Annotated in this window: 18 protein-coding genes and 1 pseudogene; 11 read left to right on the forward strand and 8 right to left on the reverse strand. The window is 67.1% G+C overall.

The genetic code is table 11. From position 1 onward, the window contains the following. A partial coding sequence (locus ACFWZ2_RS40200; RefSeq protein WP_384554546.1) for a helix-turn-helix domain-containing protein occupies positions 1 to 628 on the reverse strand: 628 nt, incomplete at its 3' end. 160 nt (positions 629 to 788) lie between these two features. Here ACFWZ2_RS40200 and ACFWZ2_RS40205 point away from each other — a divergent pair. Next, a complete protein-coding gene (locus ACFWZ2_RS40205; RefSeq protein WP_384554548.1) occupies positions 789 to 2075 on the forward strand; it encodes a methyltransferase domain-containing protein in 1287 nt (428 codons plus the stop codon). Continuing rightward, complete coding sequence (locus tag ACFWZ2_RS40210) at positions 2072 to 3421, forward strand: N,N-dimethylformamidase beta subunit family domain-containing protein (protein ID WP_384554550.1); 1350 nt, start codon at positions 2072 to 2074, stop codon at positions 3419 to 3421. The genes ACFWZ2_RS40205 and ACFWZ2_RS40210 overlap by 4 nt, the downstream gene beginning before the upstream one ends. A gap of 628 nt (positions 3422 to 4049) precedes the next feature. Here ACFWZ2_RS40210 and ACFWZ2_RS40215 read toward each other — a convergent pair. The 3 genes from ACFWZ2_RS40215 to ACFWZ2_RS40225 form a co-directional block, all read right to left on the reverse strand. Next, complete coding sequence (locus ACFWZ2_RS40215; protein ID WP_384554552.1) at positions 4050 to 5069, reverse strand: hypothetical protein; 1020 nt, start codon at positions 5067 to 5069, stop codon at positions 4050 to 4052. A 92-nt stretch (positions 5070 to 5161) separates the two neighbouring features. Continuing rightward, entirely contained in the window at positions 5162 to 6133 is a 972-nt protein-coding gene (locus ACFWZ2_RS40220) for an MBL fold metallo-hydrolase (RefSeq protein WP_384554554.1), read from the reverse strand. Between the two features lie 303 nt (positions 6134 to 6436). Beyond that, on the reverse strand, positions 6437 to 7168 hold the full coding sequence (locus ACFWZ2_RS40225; protein ID WP_384554556.1) for a hypothetical protein: 732 nt from the start codon (positions 7166 to 7168) through the stop codon (positions 6437 to 6439). A 781-nt stretch (positions 7169 to 7949) separates the two neighbouring features. On the opposite strand from ACFWZ2_RS40225, the gene ACFWZ2_RS40230 reads away from it, so the two are divergent. Continuing rightward, complete coding sequence (locus tag ACFWZ2_RS40230; protein WP_384554558.1) at positions 7950 to 8651, forward strand: XRE family transcriptional regulator; 702 nt, start codon at positions 7950 to 7952, stop codon at positions 8649 to 8651. A 50-nt stretch (positions 8652 to 8701) separates the two neighbouring features. Here ACFWZ2_RS40230 and ACFWZ2_RS40235 read toward each other — a convergent pair whose 3' ends face one another. Further along, positions 8702 to 9736, reverse strand: a complete 1035-nt coding sequence (locus ACFWZ2_RS40235) for a PhlD (protein ID WP_384554560.1) — start codon at positions 9734 to 9736, stop codon at positions 8702 to 8704. 210 nt (positions 9737 to 9946) lie between these two features. Continuing rightward, a complete protein-coding gene (locus tag ACFWZ2_RS40240) occupies positions 9947 to 10732 on the reverse strand; it encodes an XRE family transcriptional regulator (RefSeq protein ID WP_384554562.1) in 786 nt (261 codons plus the stop codon). A 794-nt stretch (positions 10733 to 11526) separates the two neighbouring features. Here ACFWZ2_RS40240 and ACFWZ2_RS40245 point away from each other — a divergent pair. From ACFWZ2_RS40245 to ACFWZ2_RS40255, 3 genes are all read left to right on the forward strand, one after another. Then, on the forward strand, positions 11527 to 12462 hold the full coding sequence (locus ACFWZ2_RS40245; RefSeq protein WP_384554563.1) for a fumarylacetoacetate hydrolase family protein: 936 nt from the start codon (positions 11527 to 11529) through the stop codon (positions 12460 to 12462). A gap of 295 nt (positions 12463 to 12757) precedes the next feature. Then, positions 12758 to 13852, forward strand: coding sequence for a beta-ketoacyl synthase N-terminal-like domain-containing protein (locus ACFWZ2_RS40250; protein WP_384554565.1), 1095 nt, complete (start codon positions 12758 to 12760; stop codon positions 13850 to 13852). Between the two features lie 10 nt (positions 13853 to 13862). Beyond that, positions 13863 to 14870 (forward strand): ParB/RepB/Spo0J family partition protein, encoded by a 1008-nt coding sequence (locus tag ACFWZ2_RS40255; RefSeq protein WP_384554567.1) that lies wholly within the window; start codon positions 13863 to 13865, stop codon positions 14868 to 14870. 1166 nt (positions 14871 to 16036) lie between these two features. On the opposite strand, the gene ACFWZ2_RS40260 is transcribed toward ACFWZ2_RS40255, so the two are convergent. Then, positions 16037 to 16699: a response regulator gene (locus ACFWZ2_RS40260; RefSeq protein ID WP_384554569.1), complete on the reverse strand. Its 663-nt coding sequence runs from the start codon at positions 16697 to 16699 to the stop codon at positions 16037 to 16039. After that, positions 16696 to 17976, reverse strand: coding sequence for a sensor histidine kinase (locus ACFWZ2_RS40265; RefSeq protein ID WP_384554570.1), 1281 nt, complete (start codon positions 17974 to 17976; stop codon positions 16696 to 16698). Before ACFWZ2_RS40265 ends, ACFWZ2_RS40260 begins: the two co-directional genes overlap by 4 nt. Before the next feature lie 133 nt (positions 17977 to 18109). On the opposite strand from ACFWZ2_RS40265, the gene ACFWZ2_RS40270 reads away from it, so the two are divergent. From ACFWZ2_RS40270 to ACFWZ2_RS40290, 5 genes and pseudogenes are all read left to right on the forward strand, one after another. Beyond that, positions 18110 to 19021, forward strand: a complete 912-nt coding sequence (locus ACFWZ2_RS40270; RefSeq protein WP_384554572.1) for an ABC transporter ATP-binding protein — start codon at positions 18110 to 18112, stop codon at positions 19019 to 19021. Beyond that, positions 19018 to 19875: an ABC transporter permease gene (locus ACFWZ2_RS40275; protein WP_384554573.1), complete on the forward strand. Its 858-nt coding sequence runs from the start codon at positions 19018 to 19020 to the stop codon at positions 19873 to 19875. The genes ACFWZ2_RS40270 and ACFWZ2_RS40275 overlap by 4 nt, the downstream gene beginning before the upstream one ends. 361 nt (positions 19876 to 20236) lie before the next feature. Next, on the forward strand, positions 20237 to 21820 hold the full coding sequence (locus ACFWZ2_RS40280) for an MBL fold metallo-hydrolase (RefSeq protein WP_384554574.1): 1584 nt from the start codon (positions 20237 to 20239) through the stop codon (positions 21818 to 21820). Between the two features lie 132 nt (positions 21821 to 21952). After that, positions 21953 to 22978: a 4-hydroxyphenylpyruvate dioxygenase gene (gene hppD, locus ACFWZ2_RS40285; RefSeq protein ID WP_384554576.1), complete on the forward strand. Its 1026-nt coding sequence runs from the start codon at positions 21953 to 21955 to the stop codon at positions 22976 to 22978. Further along, positions 22975 to 23634, forward strand: a pseudogene (locus tag ACFWZ2_RS40290) (alpha-hydroxy acid oxidase); the annotation flags it as partial. The gene hppD and the pseudogene ACFWZ2_RS40290, both read left to right, overlap by 4 nt. Positions 23635 to 23684 lie beyond the last annotated feature (50 nt).

The following is a 23684-nucleotide window of genomic DNA, read 5'->3' on the forward strand; positions in this document are numbered from 1 at the left end:
AGTCGGTCGCTATCCGGGCGAGCGTGAAGCTGAATTCTTCCAGGGCGTTCGCATCAATGTTGGTCGGGGCGATCAGGTCGGCGAAGGCGCCTGAGGTGGCTGCGGCGTCTGCGGCCAGGGCGTTCAGATCGGGAGCCGGACCAGGGACGGTCCGATGGTGACTCGTGGTTGCGGCCGAGTGATGTGCGCCGTCGACGATTTCTGGTGTGGCAATGGGGCGGAGAGCCGCGGGGACATTCAAGGCCTCCAGGAACGCCTGCGACTTGTCCAGGTGTGTCAGTCGCCGGGTGCCGGATTCGAGCTGGGAGAGGTAGCCCTGGCTCAGGCCGGTGATGTGGGCCAGGTCGTCCTGGCGTAATCCCGAGTGCTGTCGTACGAGCCGACTGAGCCGCCCGAAGTCCAGGGCATTCAGCGCCTCTTGAACCTCGCTGTCCGACCAGACGTGCGCCGGCACGGAGGGGGCTTCGGCTGCGGTGGGCGGATGCTCGCGGGCGCAGGGGCCGCAAAGGTCGACCGCGCCGGTGTTGTAGCGGCTGAGCAGGCATTCGCAGGTGCGGCACCGGCGCTCGCTCACCACGTCGCAGCCCCTTCCGGCTCCGTTGACGAGAGGGATGATCTCTCCGTTCATGCTGGCATTGCGGCCGCCATATTGCAGCGCAACTCCCTTTATTCACACGGAGATGTGCGCGAGCGCCAGCCGATCGTCACTCTGTCGTGCACCCCACGAAGCACGACCTGGCCGCCGGCCACCCGGGAGGCGGCCGTGCGGTTCGGAGAGGAGCGCGACGGTGCAGTACCACGAGTCCCTGGTGAGAGGTTCCGTCGTCAGCTCCGAGCCGCACGGCGCGAAGGTCAGCGGCCGTGGCGGCCGCCGAGCAGGTCCGGCGCGCCAGGGCAGCGAATGGGAGCTCCCCGCGCAGCTCGACTCCAGCGGGGTGGCCCGCTGTTTGGCGCGCGAGGCCCTGGAGGAATGGGGCGTCCCGCCCTCGGACGTGGTGTCCGTGGTCGCGGAGCTCGTCGGTAACGCCCTGGTCCATGGGCGCGGACCGATCCACATGGGTCTGTATCGCGAGGGGGCCGTCGTTCGAGTGGAGATCAGTGACCAGGGCGGGAGCGGCGGCGACATGCCACGTGTGCGTGAGCCCGCGGAGGAAGGCATGACCGGCCGCGGGCTGTGGATCGTCAAGGCGCTGTCCCGGGACTGGGGAGTGACCTTCATCGGCGACTCGGCCAAGACCGTGTGGGCGGAAGTGCCGGATGAGTCGAGTGACGCCTCCGTGTCCTCACCGGGGGAGGGTCGGGCTCCGCGCGCCGATCCGAGCCGCCGAGACCGCCCTGCACGAAGCGCGCCATCACTGAACCGCCCTACAGAGGAGAACCGCATGCACCGACCACAGACCACCGAGACTCCCGAGCCCGGGGACGACGGTTCCCAGCAGCAGATCGCGTACTACAGGGCACGCGCCAGCGAGTACGACGACACATATGCCGAGCGCATGCGCATGCCTCAACTCTCCCGGTCGATCGCCCAACTGCCCATCCAAGGCGATGTGCTGGAACTGGCCTGCGGTACGGGCCAGTGGACCCGGCAGCTCGCCGGCCGAGCGCGCACGGTCACGGCGGTGGACGCCGCGCCGGAAATGATCGCCATCGCCCGGTCCAGGATGCAGGAAGCCGACACGCGCTTCATCACGGCGGACCTCTTCGACTGGGCGCCCGAGGACCGGTACGACACGGTCTTCTTCGCCTTCTGGCTCAGCCATGTGCCGCCTCCGCGCTTCGCGGCGTTCTGGGGCATGGTGCGCTCCGCGCTGAAACCGGGCGGCCGCGCCGTCTTCCTCGACGACTCCCGAGCGAAAGCCGCGATCGAGGAACGTACGCAATCCCATCCCGGAGTGCCGACCGTGCGGCGGCGTCTGGCGGACGGGACGGAGCACACGGCGGTCAAGGTGTTCTACGAAGCCTCCGATCTGGTCGGTCAACTGCACTCTCTCGGCTGGGAGTCCGTGATCCGCGATCTCGACTCGTACCACTTCTGCGGCGTCGCCCATCCCGTAGGAGCAGAGCCGTCATGACGGCCGTCTACGGCTACCCGGCACGCTCCAGCGTCCGGGCAGGAGAAGCGATTCGACTCCATATCGCCTCCTCGACCCCGCAGGTGTACGTCGACTTCTACCGCTGGGGCGGATCCATCCAGCACGCAGGCAGCACGTCCTGGAGCGGTGCCGCGGCCCCACCGGGTCAGCACAGCGCGGATTGGAAGTGGCCCGCGTACGACTTCCCGATTCCCTCGGACTGGCCCTCTGGTGTGTACGTGGCTGTGCTCCGCGCCCAACCCTGCGACGGCGCGCCGGTGCTGGACGCCCGCGAGGGCAGGCTGCTGTTCGTCGTCACTCCGGGGATTTCGACGTGCCGCGGCATCCTGTACAAGGTCCCCACCTTCACCTACCAGGCGTACAACACCGCAGGTGGTGTCAGCCTCTACAGCTCCGGTCGGGTCACGCTGCGACGGCCTGGCGGAGGCGTGGGCGGTCCGGTCAAGGGATTGCCCGACCCGTACGACCCCGGCTCTCCCCGACAGACCTTCGCCCACTGGGACGCGCGCTTCATCGCATGGATGGAGCAGAACGGCTTCGAGGCGGACTTCTGCACGGACCTGGATCTGCACGAAGGCCGTCACCTCGACGACGGATATCAACTCCTGCTGTCAGCGGGGCACGACGAGTACTGGACCGCCGAGACCCGCAGCCGCATCACCGCCTTCCGCGACGCGGGCGGCAACATCGCCAACTTCGGTGCGAACACCTGCTGGTGGCGCGTAAGGCTCACCGACGAGGCCACGTCTCTCGTCTGCGACAAGTTCCCACCTGGCACAACTCAACGTGGCGTCGACCCCGACAGCGCATACGGATGCCCGGATCATTGGTGGGAGACCGACCCGGAGAACACGCTCCTCGGCGTCAGTTACCGAGGCGGAGGTGGCCACTGGGACGGGCATCGCGAGCCGCTCGGATTCACCGTGACGGACCCCGGCCACTGGATATTCGGGGGTACAGGGCTCAAGCGCGGCGACGTGTTCGGTCACGACGACGCGCTCGTCGGATACGAATGCGACGGCGCGGCGTACACGACCGATGCTCGGGGGCGGCCGCATCCGACAGGCGAGGACGGCACTCCGCGGGGCTTCAACATCCTCGGGATCGCCCAACTCCCGTACGAAACCTGGAATACCGCCGCCCGTGAACCGACCGCCAGCCCCCGCGCGGCCACGCTCGGCCTCTACAGCGGTGGTGGCACGGTGTTCACCGCGGCAACGGCACGTGTAGGACGGCGGCATCTACACGGACATACTTGGCCGGTGAAAGACAGCAGCCGAACGGATAGCGCGTTGGACGCTCTCGGCGTCGTCCAGCGGGCGTAGCAAGTCGTGAGCCGAAAAGTGGTTGTGGAACATCTGCTCCAGTATGCGCGGCGCGGGCGAGTTGGGGGTTACGGGAAGCCCGCTGATCCATCGCCGAAATGTCGGCTTGGTCAGGCTCGCAGCGCTGTAGAACTCAAGACCGACCTCCTGCCCCAGAGCCATGGCGGTCCTGCGGTACGCCTGGGCCACATCCCGGTAGCTCCACTTGTTCATCTGCACCAACAGGTGCAGCAGGTTCCGCGGATTGTGCATGCCTGCTCTTCCTCCGGTCCAACATCCAGGACGCTCGCGGCGTCACAGGTCCGAGCGCCCCCCACCCGTCAGGGCCATCTCATCGCGAACTGCCCCAAGGCGGTAGCCCGCTCCAGACGGGCCAGAAGGGCTGACGCAACTTACGCGCCACTTCAAGCTGGGCCCCGTACCGGTTGAGAGCCCAGCGGCCATTCGCTTCGATCTCGCTTTCGGTGGCCTTGAGGCGTCGGCTCGACTGGTCGTGGGAGCGAATGTGTAGTGGCGCAGGAGACGATGGACGGACGGCAGCGACTGCGCGATTCTCCAGGGCCGCCGAATGTGGACGGTGGAAGCGGTGGCTGCGGCGCAGCCAACCTTGCAGCCGCGACAGCGCAGGTCAGGAGGCAACCCAGCACAGCTGCGCGGCATGACTGGTGAAGCCGGGGCCTGCGGAGAAGAGGATGCCCGCCGCACCGATCGGCGGGGGAGTGCGGTGGATACGATCAAGGACGTAGAGGACCCCTGAGCCTCCTGCGTTTCCGTCCTCGGCCAGGCTCTCCCGGGCGGGACGCATGACCTCCTCGGTGAACGATCCCGTAGTCGTGAGGGCGTCGAGTTGGGCAGTACTCCCGGGATGGATGAGACCGAAAGCGGCCTGTGTCCACGCGGCGGGCAGGTGCGGCACGGTTTCAGAGATAGCTGAGAGGGCTCGGGACGTGGCGTCGAAGGTGTGCTCCCGTGCCGGGATGAACGGGATGGGCAGTTGCTTCTCCGCCTGAGCCCACTGCCATGATTCTTGAATGTAGACGGTCGGCTCGCTGAGCGGGGTCGCGCTGACCAGGGCGGCGGCTGCGCCGTCGCTGCACAACAGCCGTGTCAGCAGTGAGGCAGGGGTGTCGTCGGTCTCCGCGCACCACGTGGTGCTGGGGGCTTCGGCTCCAAGCACGAGAATCGGCCGCCCCAGCAGGGCGTCATCAGCCGCCAGCCCTAGTGCCTGGGCTCCGCCCGCAGGACCCAGGCTTGCCAGAGCCCACCGGCGTACGCGCACCGGCAGTTGCAGTGCCTGCTCCAGGTGATCATCGAGGCCCCGTACGGTGGCCGGGTCGGTGGAGAACATGATGACGCCGCCCAGGTCTGCGGTCTGCAGGTCCGCTGCTTCCAGGGCGCTGCGGGCGGCAAGCTCGCCGAGCCGGCAGACCTCGCTGATGGTGCGGGTCGGTGTTGTGGCGCCGATGTGCAGTACCTCGTCGATCGGACGAGTGAAGCATCGTTTGTTCACGCCGGTGGAGTGTGTGCGCTGCAGGAAGGCTTCAAAGTGCGGATCCGAGGCGTGCAGCTGAGCGGCGGCGGCCACCAAGTCGTCGGTGGTCACCGTGTGCGGGCCGCGCACAATGGCGGGGCGGTTAACGTAGGCCATGTGATCCTCAGGGATGACGAGCGGGGGACGATGGGCTTGATGGGCAGCGGGGGCGAGCCGAGGGACGACACGGCTGCCCAGACAGACGTCGCTCACATCGCGGGGAGTGTGCGGGTACGCCGGTCAAAAGCCCACTGGGCAGCATGTGTTGCCAGTTCGACCACGCCAGGAACAGATGAGTCGCCACGGAGGTGGCTGTACTCGACGGCGATGAGCACCATGAACCGCTCCCGACTGCCCATGTGCGGATAGAAGTCACGTTCCACGATGTCGGCCATGGCCTCCTCCATACTGAGCCCGGCCTCGTAGCGCGAAGCGATCTCACGCTGCGCGGTGCCCAGATACTCCAGGTGCTGCCTGAGCTCCTCGGGTCCGGTGTAGCGGCCATGCCCGGGAATGATGACCTTGGGGTTCAGGCTGAGGACGAACTCCCCGGCCTTGATGACGTTCTGCAACGGTCCGGTCCAGTGACAAGGGTGGTCGTCCGGGAAGTAGATGTCACCGGCGCAGACGGTGTCGCCGATGCGGGCGATGAGATCGCCGGGGTGGTGGGCAGGGCCAACCTCGTAGAGCTCGACTTCGATGTCTCCAACGTGGAAGTCATAGCGGTCAATGAACTTGATCGTGGGCTCGGTCACCCTCGCGGACGCGAAGTCGAAGTTGCTGAAGTGCCGGCGGGCGTACCAGCCCAGGGCCTGATCGGGCGGGGAAGCGTGAAGGAGTGCCTTCATCTCCTCTGGCCCAGGCTCGAGGCTTGAGTCATGGCAGCCAGCCTGGGTGGAGATGATGTCTGCCTTGGGGAAGTAGTGGTTGCCCCAGCTATGGTCACCGTTGGCATGAGTGGTCACGACTGTCGTCACCTGCGGCGCACCGAGGGTGGAGCGAGCCGCTGCCATCATGGCCTTCGTCGTCGGGCCGTCGTAGGGGGTGTCGATGATCGCAGCCGTGTCCTTGGAGACGATCCACAGGCAATTCGCGTATCCCCACGGTCCGGAGTCCTTCGGATTCCAGACGTGTAGGCCGTCACTGTGCGGAACAGGAGCGAGATGGGTAGGGAGACTCATCTGCGCATTGTTCCCTGGGAACCTACCGTGAGCATTGTGGCGTGGGTCACGGCACCTGTGGGTCGTCAGGGAACACTCCAGCCTCCTTGGTTTTGAGAGAGGGCAGCGAGTTGTCGGCGTGCCCCGACCCGTCTGGTGACTCATCTGTGGACGGGTGTAGTTGGGCAGCTCAGATCGCACGCGATGTGCTCTCCTTGCTCGGTAGGCACCCCGCCGACAGAATCGAATCGATGTCGATCTGTCGGCTCTGGGAGTGGGCAGGGCGGTCACCGTTCACGCTGTGGCATGGGGGGATTTCCGGGATCACCCGGCAGGCACTGACACGTTCTTGGCTGGATCGTGCAGTCCCTTCTGGAACACCAGAAGCACGAAGTGGTTGAGTGGGGACGTCAGCGGAGACGCAAAGATGATCTCGACTCTGCCAGGCCCCAACTCGTCGTGCTTGATGGGGCGGATGTCGGCGTCAGGGGTGACGTACGGCGGTCGCGGTCCATTCCATACAGGCTCGAGATCGGCGTCCTCGACCACTCGCTGCCGGAGCTCGTTGAGTTTCCGGTTGTTCGGCATGGTGTCCAGCGCGGCACGGAGCGTGGGAAGGATGCGGGGGGCCCAGACCGTCAGCCAGCCCCCGCTCCCACCTTCCCAGTCGATGAGCGTGCCGTCGCGGGCCTCTTCGCTGAAGAGCATCCACTCCATGCTGTTTGGGGGAGCCTTCTTGCTGGGGAACAGCCGCAGGAACGGCTCGTTGCACATGATCATGTCGGAGCTGGCGTCACTCATGTAAGCCATGTCGACCTGACGCTCGATCACTCCTTGCCAGGTGGAGGCCAGCTGGAGTTTGGTCGCGCGCAGCGGACGAGCTGGATCTCTCCTGTGCCAGTGCCGGAAGACGGTGACGAACTCGCCCTCGCTCAGGTCCAGGGTCTCAGCCAACTCCCAGGTGTATTGCTCGGTCGGACGCAGGCTCCCACGCACAACCTTTCCGTATGTGCCGATACCTCGCCCCATGTGGAGGTCGATCTCGTTCTGCGACACTCCCTCCGCCTGCCGACCGCGGGTCGACGGATGCCGATCAGGCTGGCCGAGGTCGGCAGGGGTGAGCCTACCCCGAGCGCCTTCGAGGATGTGCTGCACAGGATTTCTTCGCCGCACGTTCCCTCCCTTGATGAGTATCTCGGCATGCAGCCGATGTTGGTTCCGCATTCCGCAGACGGGTGCAAGCCGGACTTTCTGCCCCTTGCCTTGCCGCGCCGCAGAACGAAGGTGTACAAGGCGGCACTTGAAAGATGCCGCACGGCCGCATGTTCCCCCGTTTAGCCCTCGAATGCCAAAGGGCTCGCCCTGTCCGTGTCCCACCCCAGGCCACCCGGGTCCCTGACCTGGCATCCCGTCAGCGAAGTCACGCTACAGGGTGTTTCCGTAGCCAACCGTGAGAGTCCGGCAATCCGACAGCGATTGAGCCAAGTTTGACGGGCTTGGCTGTGCAGACTCAGGAAATCAGGGCCCTTCTTCGGCTTTGCTGCGCTCGCCCCTTGCTGAGCTCAAGCCATACTCCACCGTCGGCATGTATATGAGTGGCTGTCGGAGTTGTAATGTCGAGGGCGCGTCGCGCACTGGCTGCTATCAGAGCCCTTGCGCTATAACGGCCGTTCTGTGATGTGTAGTTGGAGGGGTCCTCATGTCAGATGGAGTGATGCAGCCGATATTGCGCGCCAGGAGGCGAGCCATCTCTCCGGAGACGGTTGGGCTCCCCGGCCGCTCTGGCCGCTCTGGCCGCTCTGGCCGCTCCGGACCGAAGGTCGAGGGGCTGAGTCAGATGGATGTGGACATCCTGATGAGGAAGCGGCTCAACAGGCTCCGGGGCATGGGGACTTATCAAAGGGTCGAGGCAGGAACGAGGACACCTTCGCCGGAGTATCTGCTGCACCTGGCGCAGCTGCTGGGACTTGCTGAGAGCGAGTACGTGGCCATCCACTTGGAGTTGTACGGCGTTGAGCCCACCCACTCCCTGGATCCCGCCTCCGGCCTGGAGGTGGTTAGCGCCTGGAGGAAGGTGGTCGAGGCGCAGCAGGACATGGCGTACTTGACCGACAGGCGCTACAACTTGCTCTTCCATAACGAGGCCTTCGCCGCGATGTTCCCCAGCGGCCAGCCTCCCCAGAACACTATGGAATGGATGATCCTCGACGACGAGGCTCGTGACTTCTGCCTCGTGGACTGGGAGCGGGAGTGGGCGTCGCGCGCGATCCCACAGTTCCGGATGGCGCTGGCCTCCCAGCCGAGAGATCCCGTACTGAACCGAATCCACGAAGGGATCCTCCGGGACGAGCGGGCGAGAAAGATCTACGACGGCTCCGCCGATGTCTACCTTCACCCCGACGGTGAGCGCCGTCCGCTGCATCATGCCCGTCGTGGCCGCGGCTGGGTCGAAATGGTGGCGGGCCAGCCCCTCAGCTCTCCGGGCGCACGGTTCATGCTGGTGATGTTCGAAGAGGGGCAGCAGGGCGCACGGATCTGACGTGCCTTGCAGTGAACCGTTTCGGCTGTGGTTCCACGGGCTTGGTGCAGTCAGGCGCCGCTCCAGTGCGCACGGGACGATGCGGCACAGAAGCCGGGCCCCACTCCCAGCAGAAGCCCGGCGGACCCATGTGGGGGAGGATCATCGTGAATCCGGTCCAGTACGCGTAGCACCGCCGAGCCGCCGGTATTGCCATTGGTCTGCAGACTCATCACAGAGTGCCGCAGCGCCTTCTCCGAGCATCCACCGCTCTGGGTCACGAGGTCCAAGATTTTCTGGCTGCCTGGGTGAATGATGCCGAACTCGGGATCCCAGGGGCCTTGATGAGGCCACGGCAGCTGCGGGATGACCTGTACGACTGCCTCGACGGAGTCCCTGGTGGAATCGAAGTGGTATCCGTTCACGTCCGCGCGCAGTCGGTAGTAGTGCTCGCTGTCGGGATGCGTGTACGTCCAAGTCTCCTCGATGTACAGGCCCGGTTGGGCCAGCGGCTCGGCGCTGACCACGGCAGCGGCGCCTCCGTCCCCGAACAGCAACTTGTAGATCATGGCGGGCAGTGTTTCGTCGGTGTGCTGGTACACCGTGCTCAGAGCCTCGGCGCCCACCACCAGCACCGGCTGCCCGGGCCTTGCCATGTCGGCGGCCAGCCCCAGAGCATGGGCTCCTCCTGCACACGCTAGCTGCGTCATTGGGATGCGCTTCACCGTCGGGGGCAGTCCCAAGGTGTTCACCAGATGCACGTCGAGGCCGGGTATCGCCAGGCCAGTGGCGTGGAACGTGATCAGTGCGCTCACATTGGCGGGTCTTAGCCCGGCTTCATCCAGGGCCCGACGGGCGGCGAGTTCGGCGAGGGCGCACACGTCGGCGTATGCGCGTACGTTGCGCTCCTCAATCGGCTCGGTGCGGGCGACATCAGTCAAGGGGCGGACAAACCGACGGGTGTGGACGCCGACTGTGCGGGCCAGCCGCGACAGTGCTGCCAACTGCTGGTGCCCGCTGTGCTCACGTCGGATGTCGTCGACGATCTCTTGTGTCGTTACTTCATGGGCGGCGTCAGCAACACCTGGACGATTTACGTAGGCCACAACTGTGCCCTTTCATGGAGGGACGTCTCGGGTGACGGTCTGGACAGAGGGGGCGCCGCTGGTAGCGGAGGTTACCTGCACTCTGCCCGGACCGGGATACCCGAAATTCTGTGCCTACCTGCAAGTCCTCAGAGCCTCCAAGAGGGCGCAGCCTCCAACCGGGACCAGGGCCACGCTCTCCGGGGGCACCTGGGCCCAGCCAAAGGTCGGCTAGGCCCAGGTGCCCCCCCTCGGCCGGAAGCGCATGGTGACAACCAGGGAGCCTGGGGCGCCGTCGGGCTGGGCCATGAACAACCGGACCTGCCCGACGCCGTGAACGGCGTGGCGCATGGGCCTGATGTCCTCGGCGGCCGGCGTCGACTCCCGCGTGCGGGGGTCCTCGTAGATTCTGCGGGCACGCGGGTCCGCGAGGATCTGCTCGGCGGTGCTGTTCAGTCCTGGATCGTCAGGGAAGGCACGCAACGCGGCCTGGAATCGGGAGAGGGCGAAGGGGGCCCATATCGACTCCCAGTCGATGAGGATGTCATCGCGGGCCTCATCGTCCAGGATCGTCCATTCCATGGTGTTCTGGGGTGGTTGACCACTCGGGAACATCGCGGCGAAGGCGGGGTTGTATAGCCGCACGTTCCACGAACGGTCGCTGAGATAGGCCATGCCATTCGAGGTTTCGATCACCTCCTGCCAGGCGGGGCTGGGCAGAGCAGGATCGTCCGCGACGGGACTCATGGGTGGGTCCATCGAGTACAGCTCGTGATGGAGTAGTGCGTACTCTCCCTCACTCAGCTTCAGGATGCGGGCCAGGTCGCGCATGTACTCCTGCGGCGGAACCCAAGACCCGTCCTCGACCGCGCTGTAGGTGCCGGCTTCCGCTCCCATGACTTCGTCGATCTGCTGGCATGTCACCTCCCGGGCGGCCTCAGTGGCCGGGAGTCGACCGGAGTGGTCGAAGTCGGCCGCGCTCAGCTCCTGCCTCCGGGCGTGAAGTATGTGTCGCATCGATCCTCCATCCGTACGAATTAGTTGGCTCTTAAATAAGTGGCCTGGTAGTACCGGAGAAACATTGCCGTTGAAAACCTCTTGTGTCTCGGTGAAGCTGATCACGGCTCGCGAGATCAGCAACTCTCGCGCATTCGTGGCGAGGAGAGGGAGGGGATGAGTGTGGCGACGCTAGGGGTGGACGCCCTGAGTGTTGACGCAACCCACGGTTGCGCCCTCCGTGCATGGACTCCCCTTCCGCTGCCCGGACCTGACTACGCACAACGAGACAACAGCGCAGTGCTCCCCAGAGCCGCTGTCGGCTCAGCGGCCCATGAAACGCGACACATGCCTCGTGCCGCATTTATGGGAAGAACGCTACAGCGAAGCCCGCCAGCTCGTGCGGCTCCCTCTGCCTCAGGCCGCCACGTCAAGCGATCTGCATCGCCGCCGACGGTGACTGCCTTCAAGCTGCCGCACGAGGGGCGAACGCTCCAATTTAGTCGATATCACCAGAACTTGATCAGATGGGCAAGCTGCGAGCAGGCTGAAGGGTCAACTGGTCGGTGGGCCGTCATGCCAGCTGACACAGCTTCCTTCTGTGGCGGCTGATCCCACCCGCCCAAGCAGGTTGTCCGCGCCACGGGACACGCCGCGGCGCCCGCTCCCGGCGTACTAGGCCCGCGCACTTCTGACGGATCACGACATGGCTCCGACGGAACAGAATCTGCCGGAAGCGCCCACCGCAACGATGAAGCCGACAGGCCGATGCCCCGGACGACTATCTGCCTGGGCCCTACAGATGAGGATGACGCATGCGCTGGGTCACCTTTACCCCCGGATTGGGCGCTCTCGACCAGGTCGGTGTCCTGAAGGGCAACGCCGTCTATCCGCTGCTCGATCTGCCCCCGGGGCACGGCTTGCTCGACCTGCTCGGCGATGATGGAACCCGACTCCGTCTGGCGGCCCAGCGGGCACTCGCCAGACCCTCGGGCATCCCGGTAGACAGCGTGTCACTACGCGCACCTCTCCCTGAGCCCCGGTCCCTACGTGACGGACTGGGCTTCCTCGATCACATCAAAGGGTGCCTCATCGCCGCCGGACAGATGAGTGCCCACGATGAGCTGGACGAGGTTTGGCATCAGACACCGGCGTACTACTACTCAAACCACCACAGCATCATGGGCCCACATGATGACGTAGAGATCTTCCCCGGCAGTAATGCCTTCGACTTCGAGCTGGAAGTCGCTGCGGTGCTCGGAGACGGCGGCCGTGACCTGGATCTGACTGAGGCACAGGAGCGAATCATCGGGTACACCCTGATGTGTGACTGGACCGCGAGGGATCACCAGATCGATGAACGGCTCCAGCACATCGGGCCTGCCAAGTCCAAGGACTGCGGAACTAGCATGGGGCCGTGGCTTCTCACCGCTGACGAGTTCAATGTCGAGGCGTTTGTCGGCATTCATCTCAACGGGGAAGTCATTGCCGTGGGTAACCCGGCAGGTATGGACTGGGACTTCGCGAGCCTGATCTCCTATATGTCGCGAGGTGTCGAAATGCGGGCAGGTGACGTCATTGGCTCCGGCACGGTTCCGGGTGGCTGTCTCCTTGAACGCACCAAGAACCTCGACAACTTCACCGGACTACAGCCCGGTGACATCGTCGAGCTCAGCGGTGAACAACTGGGAAGCACCCGGCACACCGTCCTTCCCGCCACAGATGTCCACCTCCTCAAGTCCGGATACTGACCTGGTCTTTCATGTCACCTGTTTCGGCGTTCCTTTTATCGCCGTGAATAGTGACTGTCCTGGGCCCTGCCGGCGACGATGACGGCATGAGCTGGGTCGCGGCCAGTCCCAGCCCAGAAGCATCCGACCGGTTGGTGTCCCACTCTTTAGCTCCCGGTCCAGGTCCCCCGCCTGGGCCGGGCCTGGCCGAGGCGGACGGCAAGCCTCCTCGGTCTCCCGGGGTGCCGCCGTTCTGCGGCGGCACCCCGCCTTTACGAAGTGAGGCTTTGGCTCTTAATGGCGATAGGTGTTTCGCATGAGCGGCAAATCGGTGTTATGGGCGGCCGCAGATGCCGCAAGCTGGATCGTGGCTCAGCTCTCGGTGGCACTGTCCGTACCGGTGGCGGATGTGGACAGAGACGCGACGTTCTCCTCTCTCGGTCTTAGTTCCCAGGCAGCAGCCGCCATGGTCAACCGCCTGGGCCAGCACCTCGGGCGCGAACTTCCGGTCGCCACGCTGTGGGCGTTCCCCACGGTGAACGGGCTGGCTTCCGCTGCGGCAATCGAAGATCCGCTGACCTACGTGCGAAGCACACAGCGTCCTGCCGGTGATGAAATCGGGGAGCCACTGGCCATTGTTTCCATGGCAGCACGATTGCCTGGCGCTGACTCCGCTACGCAGATGTGGGACCTGATTCTTGCTGGAGGCGATGCCATCGGCCCGCCTCCACCGGGAGGCTTCAAAGACGCCCCAGGCTCCATGTCCGATGCGGGCTATCTATCTCGGGGCCTCGACCTATCCGACCACCGCTTCTTTCATCTCACACCACGTGAGACGTCGGTGCTCGACCCCGCACAGCGGCTCGTCCTGGAGGTGTGCTGCGAAGCGATTGAGGCGTCCTCGATGCCACGTACAGGTTTGAGAGGAAGCTCGACCGATGCCTACGCCAGCAGTATCTGGAACGAGAGTGGCGCGGCCTCAAGACCGGGGCAACACACGATGCACACGGCGACTGGGCCCAGTTTGTCGATGGTCGCGAACCGCGTCTCCTACAGCTACGACTTGCAGGGGCCGTCTGTCACTTTGGACTCGGCCTGTTCGTCGTCCTTGGTGGCCGTGCATTCGGCCACCCAAGTATCGCCGCCGGTACCTTCGTACTGGGCCTTTCGTCTGCGTGGGTCGCTGACACCACCGCCGTCACCGCCGACGCCAGGGTGTTCAGACAGTGCGGCTGGCCGCAACCGCTGGCGAGAGTGGTTCTTACGGCGAGAGCGACTCGGGCTGGCAGTTTCCAGCCCCGAACGCCGCCGGCGATGTGCGGGACTCCGGATGGCAGTAGGAGTTCTACCCTCCCAGCCCGTTCCGCCGTCGCCGACTAGGAGTTTTAGCTGTGCCTGCCGAAGAGCTTGAGACACCGTACATGCCTAGCGGTTCGGACTATGTGCTTGCGCTGCGCGACAAGAGCCTCAACGGCACACCGGTGGAGCTCGTCCACGTCGACGAACTGCGCGTCGTCTCCACGCCCCGCACAAGCGGTGAGGACGTCGAGTACACCCAGACCCTCGCCGAGGTCGAGTCGGAGCTGCCGCCGATCCTCGTCCACCGCCCCACGATGCGGGTCGTCGACGGAGTCCACCGCCTCCGGGCCGCCCAGGCAAACGGCCAGACATGCATCATGGTCCGATACTTCGACGGGGACGCCACCGACGCCGACCTGCTCGCGGTCGCTCTCAACGTCTCGCACGGCCGTCCGCTGTCCCTGGAGGACCGCATCGCCGCCGCCGAACGCATCTTCGCCTCCCACCCGCAGTGGTCCGACCGGGCCGTGGCCGCCGTGGCCGGGCTCTCCACCCGTAGGGTCTCGGAGATCCGCCAGAACGTGGTCGGCGCGCCCCCGCACACCGACCGCAGGATCGGACTCGACGGCCGCTCCAGGCCAGTGGATTCTAGCCACGGCCGGGAACTCGCCGGTCGCCTGATCCAGGAGAACCCCACCGCCTCACTGCGGGTCATTGCCCGTCAGGCTGGCATCTCACCCGCCACGGTCGCGGACGTCCGCAGCAGGGTGATGCGCGGCGAGGACCCCGTACCCGCGCGCCGGCGCCGAAACCCGGCCGACCGGAACACCGCGCACCAGCCCGCCGCCCGCCCGCCCCAGCAGCGCCACGACGGCACCAGGTCACCCGAGGAACTCGGGTCGGCCTTCGACGCCCTGCGCCGCGACCCGTCGATGCGGCTCAACGAGATGGGCCGCCACATCCTGCGCATGCTCGACGCCGCCTCCATGGTGGCCCAGGACCGGCAGCGCTTCGTCGAGAGCGTCCCCGCCCACTGCAAGCCCCAGATGTCGGAGCTGGTCCACGGCTACGCCCAGGTCTGGGAGCTGTTCGCGCGCGACCTGAAGGACCACGGCGCCGAGAGCGCCTGACGGCTCCGGGCGGGTCCTCGGCTCGGCGCGATGACCTCGCCGACGGCCGACCGCACTTGCCTCCATGGAGGGGCGGACGCCGCTCCTCCACTCCTGACCGGACGGTCGGAACCGGCCTGTCGCCGAGCAGATGAGGCACACCCACATCGCACATCGCCGTCGTCATCGGCGCCGGCCTGATCTCGCGTGTCACGGAGATGCCCCGTGGGGACCAGACGGTGTCCGCGCACCTGTACAGCACGCACGGCACCGCACAATGTGCACCCAGATTTCCAGCCGCATATGCAGACAAAGGTGATGCTCTACACCCCTTGAGGGGCAAGGGGCCGCAGGTTCAAATCCTGTCGTCCCGACTTGGAAGAGTCGCAGTTCAGGGCCGGTTTCGGAGACATCCGAAACCGGCCCTCGATCATTTTCGGGGATCAGCCCCCTTGACCGGCGTCAGCGGGTGATGACGATTGAGCTCGGGAGTCTCGGCGTCGGCCCAAAGGTGGGTCACTGACGGCGTATCAAATCTGACCCCCTTTCGTGCCCTTTGTCTGACTCTGGCCTTGTTGATCAAGGCCAGGAGGAAGGGGTGATCCTTGTGGAGGACTGGGCAGAGATCCGCCGGTTGTGAGGTTCCCCCGAGATGCGAAGGATGTTGATCTCGGGTCAGATGGGACTCATGAGGGGGAACATCGACCATGGCCGCACCCCGGAAATACTCGCTCGCACTGGCATTCTGCGCAGGCAGCGGCCTGGTCCCTTGTACCCAGTCGCTTCCCGTCCTGGGGACTGCAGGACTTCTGACCCGTGTCGTGCCGTGGGTCCGCGCGCGCTCGTCCAGCTCCTCACGGAGGCCGGTGATCCGCGTGTGCCGTTCGGTGTCTGCGGCGGCTTGTTGCTCACGTACGCGGTCCTCGGCGCGGACGATCTGCATGGCCGCCAGACCCTCGACGGCCCGTTCCCATGCCCGGCCCCAAGCGTGTGCGGCTGCCCGCCACCGTGCACGGAGCGCAGACGCGCCGGAGACCACCACGACAACCGTCCCCGCTGATCTCCTCCGAGACCTTCCGGACAGGCGTGCTGAACCTCCGCTACGCCCCTGTTGAGTCCCCGGTCAGGCGATCGGTAGCCGCCGAAGGCGGCGTGTGCCGTCAGGTGATCGCCGGGGGGCGCACCGCCTACCGCGAGTGGCCCACCAACCCGGTCTCGTAGGCAGTGATGACCAGTTGGACCCGGTCGCGGGCGTCGAGCTTGGCCAGCAGCCGGGTCACATAGGTCTTGGCCGTGGCCACGCTGATGTGAAGCTCGGCGGCGATCTCGGCGTTGGACAGGCCGCGGCCGACATGGGTCAGCACCTCGCGCTCCCGGTCCGTCATGATCTCTAGGCCCCGCCCGGACGCGGTGGCGGCCGCCTGCGGGCGCTGGGCGAACTCCCTGATCAGCCTTCGCGTCACCGTGGGCGCAATGAGCCCGTCGCCCGCGGCGACCACACGGACCGCGGCCAGGATGTCGTCCAGCGCCATGTCCTTGACCAGGAAGCCGGACGCCCCGGCGCGCAGTGCCCCGTAGACGTACTCGTCGTCATCGAAGGTGGTCAGGACGATCACCTGCGTGCCGTCGCCGCGCTCCGTGATGCGCCGGGTCGCCTCGATGCCGTCCATCCCCGGCATGCGGATGTCCATCACCACCACATCCGGCCGCTCGGCCTCGGCCAGCCGGACCGCTTCCTCTCCGGTCCCGGCCTGGCCGACGATCTCCAGGTCGTCGGCCTCGGTGATCACCATCTGCAGTGCGGTACGGATGAGGGGCTGGTCGTCGACTAGTGCGACACGGACGGTCATCGGGCTCCTGCCGTGGTGGGCCGAGGGGCGGGCGAGGGGGAAGCGGGCGGTACAGGAAGCCGGGCCACGACCCGGAAGCCGCCGCCCGGCCGGGGCGCAGCGCTGAACTCACCGTGCAGCAGGGCCACGCGTTCGCGCATCCCGGCCAGCCCGTAGCCCGTGCCGGCCGTCGTGCCGGCGCCCGTGCCCTGGTCGGTGATCTCAATGGCCAGCTCCTTGGCACCGTAGTCGACTGTCACCTCGCACGAGTCGGTGCCCGCGTGTCGTACGACGTTGGTGACCGACTCCTGGACGATCCGGAACGCCGACAGGTCGATCTCCGGGGGCAGCGGCCGCTGCTCGCCCCGCCACCGCACCTTTACGCACACCCCCGCGGCCGTGGTCGTCTCCGCCAGCCGCTCGACGTCGGCCAACGTCGCCGCGGGCGCCAGCGGGGCCCGCGCCCGGCCTTCGACGTCGCCCTCGCCGCCCTCGCCGCCCTCGCCGCGCTCGTCGTCTGCCTGGCGCAGGGCGACCAGCATCCGCCGCAGTCCCGCCAGCGTCTCGCGGCCCGCGCTCTCCACGGCCAGCATCGCCTGCCGCGCGCCCTCCGGCTGGGTGTCGACGACCCGCGCGGCGGCACCGGCCTGGAGGGCGATGATGCCGATGCTGTGCGCCACCATGTCGTGCAACTCCCGTGCGATGCGCAGCCGCTCGGTGGCCACCGCCTGCGCCGCGACCTGCGTCAGAAGTTGGGTGCGCAGCTTCTCGGCATAGGCACGGGACTGGTACGCCGAGTTGCCGACGAGCCAGGCCACGACGACGGTCAGGGCGACGTATGGCTCCGATGGAGTGCCGCCCTCCCCGGAGTTTGCCAGCCGCACGGCCAGGAACAGCCCCAGCGCGGCGAGCGCGGCCCCCGCGAACGGGAGCGAGGCGCGGCGCGGGTGGACGCTGGCGAGGAAGCCGACCGCTACGTCGACGACGAGGAACTGCAGCGACGCGACCTCCCACAGCCGCCATGCCACTGAGAAGGCGCCGCTGCTGGCGAGCAGCAGCACCAGCCCCGGCCACGGACGGCGCGTCAGCACGGCGCAGCCGGCTAGGGACAGGGCGGCGGCCAGCGCCAGGAAGAGCTGCCCCCACAGATCGTCCAGGACGTCCGGCGGCGGCGCCGTGTCGTCGCGCGCGCCCGGGGCGGACCAGAGCAGCGGATACAGGGCCGTGACGCACCAGATGGCGCCCGCCCAGACGCCCGGTGGCACCCGCTTAAGGAGCGTGTGGCGTAGGGGGACCATGCGTGGATCGTAGCCGGACGGTTCCGACGTGGGATCGGACCGCGGTTGTACAACCGTGGTCGACACCGGTGTGCAGCGATTGTCCGCCATGGACCGATGACGCCCTGAAAGGCCGCGGGGCACGATGAAACGCATGATTGAAGTGAGGGAAGTCACCAAGCGTTACGGCACGAAGGCCGCGGTCAGCGAGCTCAGTTTCACGGTGCGACCTGGTCATGTCACGGGATTCCTGGGGCCGAACGGCGCGGGCAAGAGCACCACCCTGCGCATGATGCTCGGGCTGCACCAGCCCACCGCCGGCAGCGTCACCATCAACGGCCGGCCGTTCGCGGACCGGCCGCGCGGCATGCGCCACGTCGGGGCCCTGCTGGACGCGCACGGGGTCCACGGCGGTCGTACCGCCCGCGCGCATCTGACCGCCCTCGCTGTCAGCAACGGCCTCCCGCGCCGCCGGGTCGGCGAGGTACTGGACGAAGTCGGCCTCGGCGACGCCGGCCACCGCCGCATCGGCGGCTACTCGCTGGGCATGAAGCAGCGCCTCGGCATCGCGACCGCGCTGCTGGGCGACCCGCCGGTGCTGCTCTTCGACGAGCCGCTCAACGGGCTGGACCCGGACGGTGTGAAGTGGGTGCGCGGCCTGTTCCACCGGCTCGCCGGCGAGGGCCGCACGGTCTTCGTCTCCAGCCACCTGATGTCCGAGATGGAGAACACCGCCGACCACCTCGTCGTCATCGGCAAGGGCAGGCTGATCGCCGCGGAGAGCCTCAAGGACTTCGCCGCGCGGGGCACCCATCGGAGCGTGACCGTCCGTACGCCTGACGTGGCCGCGCTGCGCACGGTCCTGGTCGACGCGGGCGCCTCCGTGGCACTGCACGCCGACAACTCGCTGACGGTGACCGGCCTGAGCGCGGACCGCGTCGGCGACCTCGCCTTCCAGAACATGGTCCCGGTGCACGAACTGACCCCCCACACCGCCACCCTGGAATCGGCCTTCATGGAACTCACCGCCGACAGCATCGAGTACGCCGCAGGAGACCCCCGATGACCACGACCGCCACCTCCGCCACCGAGTCCGCCGGGCGGTCCGCCGAGCCGGCCGAGCCGCGCGCCCGCTTCACCGACCTGATCGCCGCCGAGTGGATCAAGATGTGGTCGCTGCGCTCCACGCCGTGGGCGTTCGTGGCAGGCACGCTGGCCATCATCGGCTTCAACATCTTCACCGCGTACAACGACTACAGTAACTGGCCGGGCTGGGGTGCCCAGCAGAAGGCCGACTTCATGCCTAACTGGGCGATGCTCGACGCCTTCACCGACGCCGCCGTGCTGTGCCTGATGCTGACCGCCAGTGCCATGGGTGCCCTCACCGTCGTCGGCGAGTACAGCACCGGCATGATCCGGACGACGTTCACGGCCGTGCCCGCCCGCAGCTCCGTGATGGCGGCCAAGGTCGTCGTCGTCACCGCCGTCAGCACCGCGCTGGGCCTGGTCGGCGCCGGTGGCTCCTTCTGGTCGACCCAGGCGCTCCTCGGCGGGCGCGACACCGGCCTGTCGCTGGGCGACCCGGGCGTCGTGCCCGCGGTGCTCGCCTCGGCCTCGGCCGCCCCGGTGGCCGCACTCGTCGGCATGGCCGTCGGTGCGACCGTACGGGCCAGTGCCGCCACCATCGGCGTGAGCTTCGCGCTGTTGCTGCTCGTCCCGATGGGCATCAGCGACGACCACCACGGCACGGCCGTCGTCGATCACCTGCTGCCCTACAGCGCCTGGGCGCGGCTGATCCAGGTCGCCGAAAAGCCAGTGAATTTCCCGTGGTCCGAGGCCGGGGCGTGGACCGTGTACGCGGTGTGGTATGTCGTCTGCGCCGCGATCACTATCTTCGCTGTGCGGCGCCGCGATCAGTAGCGGGAAAGGTGCAACGAAAAGCCGTCGCCGGATTCCGGCGACGGCTTCGCAGTGTTCAAGTGGTTGCCCCTTGCGCGGCGTGGGAAAGCCGTCCAACCGGCCGTTCAGCCGAGACGGATCCGCAGTTGAACACCGCCTCCCGGCTGGTCTCGGGAGCCCTCGCGTGTTCAACGCCACGGCACCCCACGTCGCTTGATCCAACCAAGCCCCCAGGCCATTCTGCTGCGGCGGGGAACGTCGAAGACGATATTGCGGCGCCCTGCGATTTCCCCTTGTCGTTCTTACGGTCCGCTGTGACGTCATGGGCATGCGCATGCCCATGGGCGTCCTAGTCCTTGGCTCTCCTGGAGGGAATGCACATATGGCAGACGAGCAGCTGTTTCTCAGGTCGAAGGCAATCATCGAGCCGCTCGTGGACAGGTTCTTCGCCTGGCCCTACACGATCGCGCCGGTCCAGGCCGCGATGAACCTGGCCTTCCTCCAAGTCCCGCTCCTCGAGTCGTACCTGCAGTCCCCGCAGGTGCACGTCGCGGCCAGCAACAACCCCGAGCTGCGCGGCGGCTACTTCATCAACATCCCCGAGGAGCGCGCCGACGAGGTGCGCGACCTGCTCGCTGGGATCAAGCGCGACCGTGCCGACATGCTCAAGTTCGCCGAGGCGATCGCCGCCGGCCAGGAGATCCTGCGGGCCAACGCCACCGGCTTCGACCTGACCCCGCTCTACCTCAAGGTGCCGGGCGAGCTGGGCGGCCTGGTCGAGCTCGCGTACGACACTGACAACCAGGCGCAGATGCGCTTCATGGAGCCGGTCGTCTACAAGAGCAACGTCTATCAGGAGGCCCGCCAGTCGGTGCAGCTGTCCCTGGAGACCGGGATCGAGCGCCCGTTCATCCTGAGCACCCCCCGCCTGCCCTCGCCGGACGTCCTGGAGCTCCAGATCCCGTTCCGCCACGAGGGCCTTGCCGAGCTCTTCAAGAGCCGAGTGCGCCCGACGACCCTCGCCCACCTGCGCGAGGCCCTCGGTCTCGACAATGCCCAGGCCAAGCAGCTGCGCGCGCTGCTCTCCGACAAGCCGAGCCTGTCCCCGGACCGCCACATCGACAGCGGCGGCCGCATCCGCTACTTCGGGCATGCCTGCCTCGTCCTGCAAACGCCCGAGGCGGCCATCGTCACCGACCCGTTCATCAGCGCCGACAGCGACAAGACCGACCGGTACACGCTGGACGACCTGCCCGACTACATCGATCTCGTACTGATCACCCACGGCCACCAGGACCACATCGTCCTGGAGACGCTGCTCCAGCTGCGCGGCCGCCTCGGCGCGATCGTCGTCCCGCGCTCCTCGCGCGGAAACCTCGCCGACCCGTCGATGGCACTGATGCTCAAGTACCAGGGTTTCAACGTGATCGAGGTGGACGACTTCGACGAGGTGGAGTTCCCCGGCGGCAAGGTCACGGCCACGCCGTTCCTCGGCGAGCACTGCGACCTGGACATCCGCGCCAAGTCGACGTACTGGGCGGAGCTGGCCGGCAAGAAGGTCTTCATCGGCGCCGACTCCTCCGGCATCGACCCGTCCCTGTACCGCTACATCAAGGGCCACCTGGGTACCGCCGACATCGCCTTCCTCGGCATGGAATGCGACGGCGCTCCGCTGACCTGGCTCTACCAGGCCCTGCTGACCATCCCGGTCACCAAGAAGATGAGCAGCTCCCGCAAGCTGTCCGGCTCCAACGCCGAGCAGGCCGCCGCGATCATGACCGAGCTCGGGGCGAAGGAAGCCTACGTCTACGCGATGGGCGAGGAGGACTGGCTGGGCCACGTCATGGCGACCACGTACACGGAGGACACGTACCAGATCAAGCAGATCGAGGAGTTCATGACCTGGTGCAAGGACCGTGACATCAAGTCCGGTCACCTCTTCAAGCAGCAGGAGTGGCGCTGGTAGCCGCCGCCTGACCACGTCAGTGACGACCCCGGGCGGGACACCTCGGCGAGGCCGCGGCAGCGGTGCGGGTGTCCTGCCCTTCTACCCGCAGGCGCCGACTCAGGGCACCTGCCGATCGCGAGGCTTCTCTCCATGGCTGTGCAAGACATCGCATATGTAGAGCTGTTCACCAGGGACAAGCTCGTGGCCGTCGACTACTTCGTCTCGGCCATGGGCTTCACACGAGTCGCCGACTCCGTCGAGGTCGACCGCAGCTCCATCCTGCTCAGACAGGGGGACGTCCAGCTCGTCGTCACCTCCGGGCGGGGCATCTGGAAGTTCCTCGACGAGCACGGGGACAGCATCGCGGACATCGCCATGACCTGCCGCGACGTGGCGGCCACTCGGGAGGCGGCACTGCGTGTCGGCGCCAAGCCGGTGGTCTCGATGCGCGGCAACACCGTCGTGTCGGGCTTCGGTGACGTGGTACACACGCTCCTCCCCGCGGGCGGGAATCCCGCCGACGGGCTCCCGCCGGGCCGCAACTGGATCGCTTCACCGGGCCCTTGGCGCCCGAAGGGCCGCGTCCGGACTCTGGACCATGTTGCGGTCTGCCTGGCGGGCGGCACGCTCGCCGAGTACGCGGACTTCTACCGCGACGGGTTCGGCTTCTCCCGCTTCTCCTCCGAGTACGTCACCGTCGGCGGGCAGGCGATGGACTCCATCGTCGTGCGCAGCGAGAGCGGCGGTGTGACCTTCACGCTCGTTGCCCCGGCCCCGGCCCCGGACAAGGAGCCAGGCCAGCTCGACGCGTTCCTGCAGGGGAACGGGGGACCGGGCGCCCAGCACCTGGCGTTCCTGGTCGACGACATCATTCCGGCGGTCCGGGAGTTCAGGGACCGCGGCGTCGACTTCCTGGCCACCCCCGACACGTACTACGACCTGCTCGTCGAGCGGTTCGAGGGGCTGCGCGGCATCGTCGACGAGCTGCGCGACGCCCAGGTGCTGGCCGACCGTGACGAGTGGGGCGACCTCCTCCAGCTGTTCAGCCGCTCCCCGTACGAGCGCAACACGCTCTTCTTCGAGTTGATCCAGCGCCAGGGCGCCCGCGGCTTCGGCAGTTCCAACATCCGGGCGCTGTACGAAGCCGTGGAGCGCGAGCGGCTGACGTCCGGATGAGCGGCGCCGACCCCACCGCCGGGCCTCCGGCCACCCTGGCCGACTACGCTGCCCGGGCCCAGCCCAACGTCGTGCCCGCCGTCTGGGACTTCCTGGAGGGCGGCGCGGGCGACGAGCGCACGCTCGCGTCCAATCTCGCGGCCTCCGGCGGGGTGTCGCTGCGTCCCCGGGTCCTGGCCGGCCGGGGAGCGCCCGACGCCACGACGGAGATTCTGGGCTGTACCTAGGCCGCGCCGCTCGGGATCGCACCAGAGGCGTACCACCGGCTGGCGCACCCGGAGGGCGAGACCGCCACGGCGCGCGGCGCGGGGGCGGCCGGCCTGCCGCTGGTCGTCAGCACCTTCGCGAGCCGCACCTTCGAGGACATCGCGGCCGAGGCCGCGAGCCCGCTGTGGCTCCAGGTGTACTGCTTCCGGGATCGGGCCACTACAGGCGCCCTGGTGGAACGGGCGGAGCGGGCTGGCTTCGAGGCCCTGCTACTGACCGTAGACGCGCCGCGCGTGGGTCGCCGGCTCCACGACGTGCGGAACGACTTCCGGCTGCCCGACGGCATGGCGCCCGCCAACCTGATCGGCACCGGGTTCGACTCGCCGAGCGGTCACGCGCTCGCGGAGTTCGACCCGGCCCTGGACTGGTCGGTGATCGACTGGCTGCGATCCGTCAGCTCACTGCCGGTCCTGGTCAAGGGCATGCTCACCCCCGAGGA

It is taken from the genome of Streptomyces sp. NPDC059002 (genome assembly GCF_042740435.1).
In the GTDB taxonomy this organism is placed as follows: Bacteria; Actinomycetota; Actinomycetes; order Streptomycetales; family Streptomycetaceae; genus Streptomyces.

Coding starts and splice junctions, on each gene's coding strand:
- ACFWZ2_RS40245 (WP_384554563.1), top strand. CDS start 11,527: ATGCGCTGGGTCACCTTTACCCCCGGATTGGGCGCTCTCGACCAGGTC.
- ACFWZ2_RS40255 (WP_384554567.1), top strand. CDS start 13,863: ATGCCTAGCGGTTCGGACTATGTGCTTGCGCTGCGCGACAAGAGCCTC.
- ACFWZ2_RS40275 (WP_384554573.1), top strand. CDS start 19,018: ATGACCACGACCGCCACCTCCGCCACCGAGTCCGCCGGGCGGTCCGCC.
- ACFWZ2_RS40210 (WP_384554550.1), top strand. CDS start 2,072: ATGACGGCCGTCTACGGCTACCCGGCACGCTCCAGCGTCCGGGCAGGA.
- hppD (WP_384554576.1), top strand. CDS start 21,953: ATGGCTGTGCAAGACATCGCATATGTAGAGCTGTTCACCAGGGACAAG.
- ACFWZ2_RS40270 (WP_384554572.1), top strand. CDS start 18,110: ATGATTGAAGTGAGGGAAGTCACCAAGCGTTACGGCACGAAGGCCGCG.
- ACFWZ2_RS40215 (WP_384554552.1), bottom strand. CDS start 5,069: ATGGCCTACGTTAACCGCCCCGCCATTGTGCGCGGCCCGCACACGGTG.
- ACFWZ2_RS40265 (WP_384554570.1), bottom strand. CDS start 17,976: ATGGTCCCCCTACGCCACACGCTCCTTAAGCGGGTGCCACCGGGCGTC.
- ACFWZ2_RS40250 (WP_384554565.1), top strand. CDS start 12,758: ATGAGCGGCAAATCGGTGTTATGGGCGGCCGCAGATGCCGCAAGCTGG.
- ACFWZ2_RS40280 (WP_384554574.1), top strand. CDS start 20,237: ATGGCAGACGAGCAGCTGTTTCTCAGGTCGAAGGCAATCATCGAGCCG.
- ACFWZ2_RS40260 (WP_384554569.1), bottom strand. CDS start 16,699: ATGACCGTCCGTGTCGCACTAGTCGACGACCAGCCCCTCATCCGTACC.
- ACFWZ2_RS40220 (WP_384554554.1), bottom strand. CDS start 6,133: ATGAGTCTCCCTACCCATCTCGCTCCTGTTCCGCACAGTGACGGCCTA.
- ACFWZ2_RS40230 (WP_384554558.1), top strand. CDS start 7,950: ATGGATGTGGACATCCTGATGAGGAAGCGGCTCAACAGGCTCCGGGGC.
- ACFWZ2_RS40240 (WP_384554562.1), bottom strand. CDS start 10,732: ATGCGACACATACTTCACGCCCGGAGGCAGGAGCTGAGCGCGGCCGAC.